The organism is Pseudomonas sp. G3-19 (assembly GCF_054855875.1).
This window is the reverse complement of the sequence record NZ_JBMPIQ010000003.1, coordinates 3,707,710-3,719,767: the sequence shown is the minus strand read 5'-3', so window position 1 is coordinate 3,719,767 and position 12,058 is coordinate 3,707,710. Positions and strand designations below refer to the sequence as shown.

General features: G+C 59.9%; 9 protein-coding genes. 3 read left to right on the top strand and 6 right to left on the bottom strand.

Features of this window, described 5'->3' with window-relative positions:
• Positions 1 to 119: 119 nt before the first annotated feature.
• Both betB and betI read right to left on the bottom strand, forming a co-directional pair.
• Positions 120 to 1,592 (bottom strand): betaine-aldehyde dehydrogenase, encoded by a 1,473-nt coding sequence (betB, locus tag ACOYXI_RS17110; protein ID WP_027610639.1) that lies wholly within the window; start codon positions 1,590 to 1,592, stop codon positions 120 to 122.
• Positions 1,593 to 1,681: 89 nt separating this feature from the next.
• On the bottom strand, positions 1,682 to 2,275 hold the full coding sequence (gene betI / locus ACOYXI_RS17105; RefSeq protein ID WP_025108530.1) for a transcriptional regulator BetI: 594 nt from the start codon (positions 2,273 to 2,275) through the stop codon (positions 1,682 to 1,684).
• A gap of 428 nt (positions 2,276 to 2,703) precedes the next feature.
• On the opposite strand from betI, the gene betT reads away from it, so the two are divergent.
• On the top strand, positions 2,704 to 4,701 hold the full coding sequence (gene betT / locus ACOYXI_RS17100; RefSeq protein ID WP_097089039.1) for a choline BCCT transporter BetT: 1,998 nt from the start codon (positions 2,704 to 2,706) through the stop codon (positions 4,699 to 4,701).
• Positions 4,702 to 4,902: 201 nt separating this feature from the next.
• Here the strand turns inward: betT and choV are convergent, their stop codons facing one another.
• From choV to ACOYXI_RS17085, 3 genes are all read right to left on the bottom strand, one after another.
• Positions 4,903 to 6,081, bottom strand: a complete 1,179-nt coding sequence (gene choV / locus ACOYXI_RS17095) for a choline ABC transporter ATP-binding protein (protein WP_007962646.1) — start codon at positions 6,079 to 6,081, stop codon at positions 4,903 to 4,905.
• Positions 6,078 to 6,923: a choline ABC transporter permease subunit gene (gene choW / locus ACOYXI_RS17090; protein ID WP_007962645.1), complete on the bottom strand. Its 846-nt coding sequence runs from the start codon at positions 6,921 to 6,923 to the stop codon at positions 6,078 to 6,080. Before choW ends, choV begins: the two co-directional genes overlap by 4 nt.
• 66 nt (positions 6,924 to 6,989) lie before the next feature.
• On the bottom strand, positions 6,990 to 7,937 hold the full coding sequence (locus ACOYXI_RS17085; protein WP_027610641.1) for a choline ABC transporter substrate-binding protein: 948 nt from the start codon (positions 7,935 to 7,937) through the stop codon (positions 6,990 to 6,992).
• A gap of 436 nt (positions 7,938 to 8,373) precedes the next feature.
• On the opposite strand from ACOYXI_RS17085, the gene ACOYXI_RS17080 reads away from it, so the two are divergent.
• On the top strand, positions 8,374 to 9,750 hold the full coding sequence (locus tag ACOYXI_RS17080) for an L-serine ammonia-lyase (protein WP_461675085.1): 1,377 nt from the start codon (positions 8,374 to 8,376) through the stop codon (positions 9,748 to 9,750).
• A 550-nt stretch (positions 9,751 to 10,300) separates the two neighbouring features.
• Positions 10,301 to 11,404, top strand: a complete 1,104-nt coding sequence (gbdR, locus tag ACOYXI_RS17075) for a choline metabolism transcriptional regulator GbdR (RefSeq protein WP_007949927.1) — start codon at positions 10,301 to 10,303, stop codon at positions 11,402 to 11,404.
• Positions 11,405 to 11,557: 153 nt separating this feature from the next.
• Here gbdR and ACOYXI_RS17070 read toward each other — a convergent pair whose 3' ends face one another.
• Positions 11,558 to 11,821 (bottom strand): hypothetical protein, encoded by a 264-nt coding sequence (locus ACOYXI_RS17070; protein WP_103304375.1) that lies wholly within the window; start codon positions 11,819 to 11,821, stop codon positions 11,558 to 11,560.
• Between the last annotated feature and the right edge of the window lie 237 nt (positions 11,822 to 12,058).

Below are 12,058 nucleotides of genomic sequence, written 5' to 3'. Positions count from 1 at the left end.
TTATCCCCGACCGGCTGCGCAGCAGTCCTGAAATCAGCGATTGAGATCTATCTGGAGAACAGCAGTGTCTGGAGGGGGGCTGCTTCGCAGCCCATCGGGGATAAATCCCCTCGCCACAATCAGAACACCGAGACGTAATCGCCCAGCTCGACCTGTACCGATTTGATGCGTGTGTAGTTGGTCAGCGAGCTGATGCCGTTTTCACGGCCCACGCCCGACTGCTTGTAACCGCCAACCGGCATCTTCGCGTCGGACTCGCCCCAGGCGTTGATCCAGCAGATACCGGCTTCCAGTTGATGAATCACGCGGTGCGCGCGGTTCAGGTCTTTGGTGACGATACCGGCGGCCAGGCCGAAGTCGGTGTCATTGGCGCGGCGGATCACTTCTTCTTCGGTCTCGTAGGAGAGGATCGCCATCACCGGGCCAAAGATTTCTTCACGAACGATGGTCATTTCGTCGGTGCAGTCGGTGAACACGGTCGGCGCGACGAAGGCGCCTTTGGCGAATTCACCGTCGGTCAGACGTTCGCCGCCGCACAGCACGCGGGCACCTTCTTCTTTACCCTTGGCGATGTAACCGAGCACGCTTTCCATGTGGGCGAAGCTGACCAGTGGGCCGAAGTTGGTGTTTTCGTCTTCCGGGTTGCCGATGCGGATGCGCGCTACGCGCTCGACGATCTTGGCTTCGAAAGCGGCTTTCAGGTGGCTCGGTACGAATACGCGAGTACCGTTGGTGCAGACCTGACCGGAGCTGTAGAAGTTGGCCATCATCGCGGTGTCGGCGGCGCGATCCAGGTCGGCGTCGTCGCAGATGATCAGCGGCGACTTGCCGCCCAGTTCCATGGTCACGTCTTTCAGCGACGAAGCCGAAGCGCTGGCCATGACTTTCTTGCCGGTGTCGGTGCCGCCGGTGAAGGAGACTTTCTCGATGCGCGGGTGCTCGGTCAGCCAGGTGCCGACTTCACGGCCGCTGCCGGTCAGCACGTTGAACACGCCGTTTGGCAGGCCGGCTTCGGTGTAGATTTCGGCCAGTTTCAGGGTGGTCAGCGAGGTGACTTCGCTTGGCTTGAAGATCATCGCGTTACCAGCAGCCAGGGCCGGTGCGGATTTCCACAGCGCGATCTGGATCGGGTAGTTCCACGCGCCGATACCGGCGACCACGCCCAGTGGCTCGCGACGGGTGTAGACGAAGGAAGTGTCGCGCAGCGGAATCTGCTCGCCTTCGATCGCCGGCACCAGGCCTGCGTAGTATTCCAGCACGTCGGCGCCGGTGACGATGTCGACGTATTTGGTTTCGGAGAAGGCTTTACCGGTGTCCAGGGTTTCCAGAGCAGCCAGCTCATCGTTGCGCTCGCGCAGGATGTCGACGGCGCGACGCAGGATGCGCGAACGCTCCATGGCGGTCATCGCGGCCCAGATTTTCTGGCCCTTTTCAGCGCTGACCACAGCACGCTCGACGTCTTCCTTGGTCGCACGTTGCACTTGGGCGAGGACTTCACCGTTCGCCGGGTTGATGGCTTCGAAAGTGGCATCGCTGCCAGCGTCGGAGTACGCGCCATCGATGTAGAGTTTTTGCAGTTCGAAACGGGCCATAGTGTCCTCGCAAGTGCATTAGTGGTTGGCGTTGACCATCGCGGTGGTGCTGCGATGGCGGTTCAGGGGCCGAGCGTTTTCTGTGTGCTCTAACTCACCTGCTTGGCCAATTGGAAATCCATGTATTCGTAAGCGATCTGTTGCGCCTGCGCGGTGTCGAAAGCGTCTCCCGACAGTGCGCCGCGCAACCACAAGCCGTCGATCAACGCTGCCAGTCCACGCGCGGCGCTGCGCGCATCTTCGAGCGGCAACACACGGCGGAACTCGCAGCACAGGTTGGAATACAGACGGTGATCGTTGATCCGCTGCAACCTGTGCAAAGACGGCTGGTGCATGCTGGTGGCCCAGAAGGCCAGCCAGGTTTTCATTGCCGGGCCATTGACCTGGCTGGCGTCGAAGTTGCCTTCGATGATCACCTGCAGATGCGCCCGTGGGCTGCTGTCTGCCAGCGCCTGCCGGCGCGCGGTGACGTTCTCGCTGAGGACGTTCATCAGATACCGCATCGTGGCGGCAATCAGGCCGTTCTTGTCCTGAAAGTAGTGACTGATGATGCCATTCGAGACACCGGCCAAACGGGCGATCAGCGCAATGCTGGCGTCCCCCATACCGACCTGATCGACCGCCTGCAACGTGGCTTCGATCAGTTGTTGGCGGCGGATGGGTTGCATACCGACCTTGGGCATCTTGCACATCTCCTTAGGCCTTCCGAAGGGCGATAAACGCCTATCGGATTGAGGGCCAGTCTATTTTGTTTTGATTGAACGTTCAATCAACAAAGAATAAGATCTGCGACAAATCGTCGCTGCCTACAGATTTTTTCTGCTTGTAAATGGCGATAAAACGACATCCGAAAATGCTTGAAACCTGCGTGGGGCATGGCGCGGTTCGCTGTTCGATGGACGTGTTGAATGGGCAAGACGCTCGGGGCCAGGTTTCGGATGAACGTCCGCACAGCTTTGGCCACGAAAGCGATTCGCGACGCCATTTCGGCAGGTTCGGGCTTTTTTCGGGGTGTCTTTATATCACCCGCCGGTCGGCTGCCAACTAACCGATTGGTCGGGTTCCGTGTTGCCTTGTGTTCTTCTCTCGCACTGCCTGGAGCATTTGTGCCATGAGTTCTGCCTCTCTTATAAAGACCCCGCCCGAGAAGGTGACGGTCAACGGTTGGGTGTTTTACACCTCTACCGCGTTGATTCTGTTGTTGACCGCCATTCTGATCATCGCCCCGCAAGAGGCCGGCAGATTGTTGGGTATCGCTCAGGCCTGGTTGTCGCGCAGCTTCGGCTGGTACTACATGGTGGTGATCGCCGCCTACCTGGTGTTTGTGGTGGGCCTGGCGTTTTCCTCCTACGGCAAACTCAAACTGGGCAGCAAGGACGACACTCCGGATTTCAGTTACGGCGCCTGGGCGGGGATGCTGTTCTCGTCGGGTATCGGTATTTCGCTGCTGTACTTCGGCGCGTCCGAGCCGCTGGACCACTACTTCAATCCGCCGGAAGGCGCAGCGGCCACCAACCTGGCCGCGCGTCAAGCTGTACAGCTGACCTTCCTGCACTGGGGCCTGCACGGCTGGGCGATCTATGCACTGGTCGGTCTGGCCGTGGCGTACTTTGCCTACCGTCATAACCAGCCGCTGGCCTTGCGTTCGGCGCTGTATCCGCTGGTCGGCGAGCGTTGGGTCAAGGGCGCCGCCGGTCATGCAGTGGACGGCTTCGGCATGTTCGTGACCCTGCTGGGTCTGGTGACCAACCTGGGGATCGGCTCGTTGCAGGTGTCCTCGGGTCTGGAAAACCTGTTCGGCATGGAACACAGCAACACCAATCTGCTGATCGTGATCATCGTGATGAGCACCGTGGCGACCATTGCTGCCGTGTCCGGCGTGGAAAATGGCATTCGTCGTCTGTCCAACCTGAACATCGTGCTGTTCAGCGGTCTGCTGATTTTTGTCCTGCTGTTCGGCCCGACCCTGCACCTGCTCAACGGCTTCGTGCAGAACATCGGCGACTACCTCAACGGCGTGGTGCTGAAGACCTTCGACCTGTACGTCTATGAAGGTGACAGCGCCAAGTCCGACCGCTGGCTGGGCCTGTGGACCCTGTTCTACTGGGCGTGGTGGATTTCCTGGGCACCATTCGTCGGCATGTTCATCGCGCGTATTTCCCGTGGTCGTACCGTGCGTGAACTGGTCGCTGGTGTACTGCTGATCCCGTTGGGTTTCACCCTGGCGTGGCTGTCGATCTTCGGTAACTCGGCACTGGATCTGGTGATGAACCAGGGGGCGGTGGAGCTTGGCAAGACGGCGCTGGAACAACCGTCGATGGCGATCTACCAGTTGCTGGAACACTACCCGGCGTCGAAAGTCGTCATCGGTGTGTCGATCTTCGTCGGTTTCGTGCTGTTCCTGACCCCGGCCGACTCCGGCGCGGTGATGATGGCGAATCTGTCCTGCAAGGGCGGCAACGTTGATGAAGATGCGCCGCACTGGCTGCGGATCTTCTGGTCGGTGGTGATCACGCTGGTGACCATCGGTCTGCTGTTCGCCGGTAACTTCGAAGCCATGCAAACCATGGTGGTGCTGGCCGGTCTGCCGTTCTCGGTGGTGCTGGTGTTCTTCATGTTCGGCTTGCACAAGGCGATGCGTCAGGACGTGCAGATCGAACAGGAGCAGGCGCAACTGGCTGAGCGCGGTCGTCGTGGTTTCAGCGAGCGTCTGACGCAGCTGGATCTGCAACCGAGCCAATCGGTGGTGCAGCGCTTCATGGACAAACATGTGACGCCGGCACTGGACGACGCGGCTGCGCAACTGCGTGCACAGGGTCTGGAAGTGCAGACGCTGCTGGGCAAATCCAAACGCTGCATGGGCGTGCGTGTCGAGATGGAAGAGGGCAACCCTTTCGTCTATGAAGTGAGCCTGGACGGCTACCTGGCGACCCCGACCGAATCGGCCCAGTCCGATGAAGCGCGCCAGCGTTACTACCGCGCTGAGGTGTATCTGCACAACGGCAGCCAGGACTACGACCTGATGGGCTTCACGCAGGATCAGATCACACGCGATGTGCTCGATCAGTTTGAAAGCCATCGGCAGCTCCTTGGCCGGGTGTATAGCTAAGTTGTAGGTGGTGCGGTGTTTCTGTCTGAAGCACCGTGCCGCATTCTTCGCGAGCAAGTCCGCTCCCACATTGGAATGCATTTCAAATGTGGGAGCGGGCTTGCTCGCGAAGGGGCCATCAGCTCCAACGCTGAACGCCCTGTATTCCGATAAACAAAAACGCCGCGATCCTCTCGCGGCGTTTTTGTGTCTGCGGGGTTCTTACCCCAGGTTCTTGCCCAGCAACGCGTGATACAGCTCGCTGTCGCCAAGAATCCCCACCACATGGTTGTTGTCGTGCAGCACCAGTTTGTTGCCGGTCTGGTAGCGAATCTGCAGCGCGTCGCGCATGCCGATGTTCGAGTCCACCAGGGTCGGCTTGCGCTCCAGGGCTTCCACCGCTTGCCCCGGTGCCCAGTTCTGCAGGTTCAGCACCGAACCGTTCTGCCGCGCGCCCTTGATGGTGTTGCCTTCGGCCAGGTCCAGCCACGAATCGCCACCCGGGTCGAGGCACACCGAACCGTTGATGCGTTTGCAGTTGTCCAGCGTGCGCATCAGGCTGCGGCCACACAGGACGTTGAGCGGGTTGGTGTGGGCCACGAAGGTTCGTACATAGTCGTCCGCGGGGTTGAGCACGATCTCTTCCGGCACGCTGTACTGGATGATCCGGCCGTCCTTCATGATCGCGATGCGGCTGCCCAGTTTCAGCGCTTCGTCGAGGTCGTGACTGACAAACACGATGGTCTTGCTCAGCTTGCGTTGCAGTTCCAGCAGTTCATCCTGCAGGCCCTGACGGATCAGCGGGTCGAGGGCCGAGAACGGTTCGTCCATCAGCAGAATGTCGGCGTCCATCGCCAGCGCCCGGGCCAGGCCCACACGCTGTTGCATGCCGCCGGAGAGTTCATCGGGCTTCTTGTTGCGCCATTGGGTCAGACCGACCAGTTCGAGCTTGTCGTCGACCAGCTTGCGCCGTTCCTTTTCCGGGCGACCCTGCATTTCCAGACCGAAACTGATGTTCTCGCGCACCGTCAGCCACGGCATCAGGGCGAACTTCTGGAACACCATGGCGATGCGTTTGGTGCGCATCATTTTCAGTTCGGCCGGGGTGCAGGAAGCAATATCGATCTGCTTGCCTTCGTGCTCGACGAACAGCTTGCCGCGACTCACGGTGTTGAGACCGTTGATGCAGCGCAGCAGGCTCGACTTGCCGGAGCCGGACAGGCCCATCAGTACGCAAATCTCGCCCTTGTTGATGTCCAGGCTGGCCTTTTCCACGCCGACGATCTGCCCGGTCTTTTTCAGGATCTCGCTGCGGGTCAAGCCTTGATCGAGAAGTTTCAGTGCTTCGCGCGGATCCTTGGTGAAGATCACGTCAACGTTATCGAAGCGAATTATGCTCATGCGTCACCCCCTACTTTGGCGTCGGGTTGTTTGCAGATACGGTCGAGCATGATCGCCAGCAGTACGATCGCCAGGCCCGCTTCGAAGCCCAGGGCGATATCAGCAGTGTTCAGTGCGTTGACCACCGGTTTGCCGAGTCCGTCGGCGCCTACCAGTGCCGCGATCACCACCATCGACAGCGACAGCATGATGCACTGGGTGATGCCGGCAGCGATGCTCGGCATGGCGTGAGGCAGTTCGATCCGTGAGAGCAATTGGCGACGCGAGCAGCCGAAGGCCTTGCCGGCGTCCATCAGTTCTTGCGGGACATCGCGGATGCCCAGGTAGGTCAGGCGGATCGGCGCAGCGATGGCGAACACCACCGTGGAGATCAGGCCCGGCACCACACCCAGCCCGAAGAGGGTCAGGGTAGGAATGAGGTAAACGAAGGTCGGTACGGTCTGCATCAGATCGAGTACCGGACGCATTAAAGTGTAGAACATCGGCTTGTGCGCAGCGACGATGCCCAACGGCACGCCAATGACCACGCAGACCAGGGTCGCGAACATGACCTGGGCGAGGGTTTCCATGGTTTCCTGCCAGTACCCCAGGTTGAGGATCAACAGGAACGAGGCAATCACAAAAACAGTCAGCCCCCATTTGCGCTGGATGAAATGCGCGAGCAGAGCGATGAGGCCGATCAAGACAAAGGGATTGAACCAGGTCAGCGCAAACGTCACGCCGTGGATCATCGTTTCCAGTGTCACGGCGATTGCGTCGAAGGTGCTGGCGCCGTGTTGCGTCAACCATTCAACGAAGCCCGCGATGTACTGGCCTAAAGGGATTTTCTGATCAATCAGCATGGTAGTGAACGTCCGCATGCAAGGAATAAACAGCCCGGGCGAGCGAACTCGCCCGGCGTAAGGCAATTACTGTGCGAGCTTGGCTTTCACGGCCTCCAGGCCTGGTTTACCGTCAATGGTGGTCACGCCAGCGAGCCAGGTATCGAGCACCTGAGGGTTCTTTTTCAGCCAGGCCTTGGCGGCCGCTTCAGGCTTCATCTTGTCGTCGAGGATGTTGCCCATCAGGGTACTTTCCATGTCGACGGTGAACTCCAGGTTCTTCAGCAACTGACCGACGTTGCTGCATTCGGTGGTGTAGCCCTTGCGGGTGTTGGTCGCCACGGTGGCAGCACCGAAATCGGGGCCGAAGAAGTCATCGCCGCCGGTCAGGTATTGAATCTTGAAGCGCTTGTTCATCGGGTGCGGCGCCCAGCCGAGGAAGACCACGGCGGTGTCGCGTTTCTGCGCGCGGTCGACCTGCGAGAGCATGCCCGCTTCGGACGATTCGACGACCTTGAAGCCGGCGGTTTTCAAACCGAAAGCGTCCTTGTCGATCATGCTCTGGATCAGACGGTTGCCGTCGTTGCCAGGCTCGATGCCGTAGATCTTGCCATCGAGCTCTTTCTTGAATTTGGCGATGTCGGCGAAGTCATGCAGTCCCTTGTCGTACAGGGCTTGCGGTACGGCGAGGGTGTACTTGGCACCTTTGAGATTGGTGCGCACCACTTCGACGGTGCCGGCATCGCGGTAGGCCTTGATGTCGTTTTCCATGGTCGGCATCCAGTTACCGAGGAACACGTCCATGTTCTTGCCGTCGGCCAGCGACTTGTAGGTCACGGGCACGGAGATCATGGTGGTCTTGGTCTTGTAGCCGAGGGCGTCGAGCACCACCGAAGTGGTGGCGGTGGTGGCGGTGATGTCGGTCCAGCCGACATCGGAGAAATTTACGGTACTGCACTGCGCCGGTTCTGCAGCTTGCGCCAGTAACGGCAGACTCAGCATGGCGGCCAACAACAACGACGGGGAACCTTTCATGGATGGACTCCTTGGTGTTTTTTTTGGCAGTGTTCCGACTGTGGACCACCGCACTTATAGGTTGCGGTTGGATGGCGTTCTGGAGACAGCTCTACCACGGCGCCTTGCAATCGAGTCATAACGATCATGTACCAGTGAAAATCTGACGCCTACAGGGTGGGTCGTATCCAGTACAGGGATGGTCGCATCCAGTGTCAGTGACGTCGTTTACAGCTTTTTTCCGCCCCGTTTGGCCATCTGAACCGCATAAAAACGGCGAAAACACGGGAGGAAACCGGCACGGCGTTGGTGGGCATGAGTGCGTCGGTGTCAGACGCCGAGCGACCTGACAAAAGCCTGATGATGCGGGCATTCCGGCGGATCGCAGCTTGAGCGTAGCAGCTCCGCCAGCGGGCGCTTAACGCCCGGGAACGGCATCCTCAGGAGCTCTGCAGCAATGGCTATCAGCGTTTTCGACCTGTTCAAAATCGGCATCGGCCCGTCCAGTTCCCACACCGTCGGCCCGATGCGCGCCGCCGCCCTGTTTGTCGAAGCGCTGCGCGACAGGCACCTGCTCGAACAGGTGCGGCGTATAGAAGTGCAACTGTTCGGCTCGCTGTCGGCCACCGGTATCGGCCACGGCAGCGACAACGCAGTGATCATGGGACTGATGGGCGAATGGCCGGACGAAATCGACCCGTCGCAGATCGGCCCGCGCATTCAGGCGCTGCGCGAAACTCACACGCTGTTATTGGATGGTCGTCTGTCGGTGCCGTTTGTCTGGGCTCGCGACATGCGCCTGATCGACGAGAACCTGCCGTTCCATCCCAACGCCATGACCCTGGTTGCCGAAGGCGATCATGGGGAGATTCATCGCGACACTTACTATTCGGTCGGTGGCGGTTTTGTCGTGGATCAGGCGCAGGCATCCAGCGGTGTGGTCGATCTGGATCGCACCGAATTGCCTTATGACTTTTCCAGCGCAGTAGAACTGCTGCAGCTGTGCCAAAAGAACAACCTGCGCGTCGCCGAGCTGATGATGGCCAACGAAAAGGTCTGGCGCAGCGAAGAAGAAATCCGTGCCGGGTTGATGAAGCTGTGGCGGGCGATGCAGGATTGCGTCGAGCAGGGCCTCAAGCACGAAGGCATCCTTCCCGGCGGTCTCAATGTGCGTCGCCGTGCAGCCAAGTTGCATCGCAGCCTGCAGGAGTTGAACAAGCCCAACGTGATCGGCTCGACCCTCAGTGCCATGGAGTGGGTCAACCTGTTTGCCCTCGCGGTCAATGAAGAAAACGCGGCGGGTGGGCGCATGGTCACGGCGCCGACCAATGGCGCGGCGGGGATCATTCCGGCAGTGTTGCACTACTTTATGAAGTTCAGCGAAGCGGTCACCGACGCCAACGTGGTCGACTACTTCCTGGGCGCGGCGGCGGTGGGGATTCTGTGCAAGAAGAACGCCTCGATCTCCGGTGCCGAAGTCGGCTGCCAGGGCGAGGTTGGTTCGGCCTGCGCGATGGCGGCGGCGGGGTTGGCGGAGATCCTCGGTGCCACTCCGGAGCAACTGTGCAACGCGGCGGAAATCGGCCTGGAACATAACCTCGGCCTGACCTGTGATCCGGTCGGCGGCCTGGTGCAGGTGCCGTGCATCGAGCGCAACGCAATTGCCGCTGTGAAGGCGATCAACGCAGCGCAGATGGCCTTGCGCGGCGATGGTCAGCACTTTATCTCGCTGGACCGGGTGATCCGCACCATGCGCGATACCGGCGCCGATATGCATGACAAATATAAAGAGACCTCGCGGGGTGGTTTGGCCGTTAGCGCGGTTGAGTGCTGAGTCAGCAAGACCGAGTTGAATTCTTCGCGAGCAAGCTCGCTCCCACATTGGAACCGGGTGTTCACAAATTCTGTGTTCACTGTAGATCCATTGTGGGAGCGGGCTTGCTCGCGAAGAGGCCAGACCAGTCAAAACTGCTCGCTAACGGAACACACATAACCGCAGGCGCCACCTTTTAGCGCGTCGCAATCAGATAAGAGCTTTTCCCACTCGCAGTGCGCCATTCGCACTCCCTACCGTCCGTCACCCGTGCTTGCGGTGACACTCTGAAACAACTGCGCGCAAGCCCGTTCCCACAAGTGCTACCGATCTGCTCACGGGCAGCGGGGCAGGGCTCTCGGCGCCGCTGATGGCACTTCGAAACACCGTGTGTCCGACGTCTTGAATAGACACGTCGCGACGTCGTTTTCAGGAGTTATTGAACAGCCATTCAATTTTAGGCATGGCAATTGCTCTGTCATAACAAAGCCCGTCTCCCACGCGAGAACGCCGGCAATAACAAGAGCCTCCGCCTGAGGCCATCACCCGCTTTGTGTGAGGAGATACCGCGATGACGTCGTTCAACTCCGGGGCCCAACCCCAGAACCGTGCGCCTCAATCCATCGGCTTTCTGCTGCTGGACAATTTCACGCTGATTTCTCTGGCCTCCGCAGTCGAGCCCCTGCGCATGGCCAACCAATTGTCCGGTCGTGAGCTGTATCGCTGGAGCACACTGACCGTCGATGGCGGTCAGGTGTGGGCCAGTGACGGTCTGCAAATCACCCCCGATGCCTCCATGCACAAAGCTCCGCCCCTGGACACCGTGATCGTCTGCGGCGGGATCGGCATTCAACGCACCGTGACCCGTGAACACGTGTCATGGCTGCAGAGCCAGGCGCGTCAGTCCAAGCGTCTGGGCGCAGTGTGCACCGGCAGTTGGGCTTTGGCTTGCGCCGGTCTGCTCGACGGTTTCGATTGCAGTGTGCACTGGGAATGTCTGGCGGCGATGCAGGAAGCATTCCCGCGCGTGGCGATGAGCACCCGTCTGTTCACCCTCGACCGTAACCGTTTCACCAGCTCCGGCGGCACCGCGCCATTGGACATGATGCTGCACCTGATCAGCCGCGATCATGGGCGTGAGCTGTCCGCCGCGATCTCGGAAATGTTCGTTTACGAACGCATCCGCAACGAGCAGGATCATCAGCGTGTGCCGCTCAAGCATATGCTCGGCACCAACCAGCCGAAGCTGCAGGAAATCGTCGCGCTGATGGAAGCCAATCTGGAAGAGCCGATCGACCTCGACGAACTGGCGGTGTACGTCGCCGTGTCGCGTCGCCAGCTGGAGCGGCTGTTCCAGAAATACCTGCACTGCTCGCCGTCGCGCTACTACTTGAAGCTGCGCCTGATCCGCGCGCGGCAGTTGCTCAAGCAAACGCCGATGTCGATCATCGAAGTGGCGTCGGTGTGTGGGTTCGTCTCGACGCCGCACTTCTCCAAGTGCTACCGCGAATACTTCGGCATTCCGCCGCGTGACGAACGCGTAGGCTCCAACACCACCCAGCAAGTGGCGATGCTGCCGCTGCCGCAGGCGATCGTGATGTCGCCGCTATCGGGACCGATGTCGGCGTTGAGTCAGGCGCGTAATGAGTCGACGTTTGCCAGCGTAAGGCTGTAGACCGGAAAGTTTTTGTGGCGAGGGAGCTTGCTCCCGCTCGGGCGCGAAGCGCTCGTTAAACCTGCGAATGCGATTTATCTGGAATAGAGCATCTGCCGGTTTGGGGCCGCTTCGCGGCCCAGCGGGAGCAAGCTCCCTCGCCACAGTTGCTCGTCAGGCGCTGTGGGTCTGTTGGTATTGCGCCAACGCCGGCAACAACTGTTTGTCGATCGCCTGGCGCACCGCAGGCTGGATACTGGCGCCGCTGGTGTACATGTCCTTGACCATCTTGCGCAATTCAAACGCGCGAACATTGTCCAGACCACGCACCGCACACTCACAGGCCTGCTCGGCGGTCGAACCGCTCGGCACTTGAAAACCCAATGCCTTGAGCTGGCCCAACAAGTCTTCCTGATCGATCAAATCGGCATACATCATGGCGCGCTTCCTTCTTCGGCAACGGAGGTCGTGACTCGATTCTGGTGGGCATGTGGAGGCACGGCAAGGGCGATTTATCGCAGTGGCCGCGACGGCTATGAACAGGTCGTTTTCGGCTAACTCAATGCCAAGGGGAGTCGGCACACTGACCTCAGCTCGCTACACGACGGTTTGGTCACCCTCGACTGGCAGCTCCTCAACAGTACCCTCCGCCCCGATCCTGTCACGGCTTGTATC

Coding starts and splice junctions, on each gene's coding strand:
- betB (WP_027610639.1), bottom strand. CDS start 1,592: ATGGCCCGTTTCGAACTGCAAAAACTCTACATCGATGGCGCGTACTCC.
- betI (WP_025108530.1), bottom strand. CDS start 2,275: ATGCCCAAGGTCGGTATGCAACCCATCCGCCGCCAACAACTGATCGAA.
- betT (WP_097089039.1), top strand. CDS start 2,704: ATGAGTTCTGCCTCTCTTATAAAGACCCCGCCCGAGAAGGTGACGGTC.
- choV (WP_007962646.1), bottom strand. CDS start 6,081: ATGAGCATAATTCGCTTCGATAACGTTGACGTGATCTTCACCAAGGAT.
- choW (WP_007962645.1), bottom strand. CDS start 6,923: ATGCTGATTGATCAGAAAATCCCTTTAGGCCAGTACATCGCGGGCTTC.
- ACOYXI_RS17085 (WP_027610641.1), bottom strand. CDS start 7,937: ATGAAAGGTTCCCCGTCGTTGTTGTTGGCCGCCATGCTGAGTCTGCCG.
- ACOYXI_RS17080 (WP_461675085.1), top strand. CDS start 8,374: ATGGCTATCAGCGTTTTCGACCTGTTCAAAATCGGCATCGGCCCGTCC.
- gbdR (WP_007949927.1), top strand. CDS start 10,301: ATGACGTCGTTCAACTCCGGGGCCCAACCCCAGAACCGTGCGCCTCAA.
- ACOYXI_RS17070 (WP_103304375.1), bottom strand. CDS start 11,821: ATGATGTATGCCGATTTGATCGATCAGGAAGACTTGTTGGGCCAGCTC.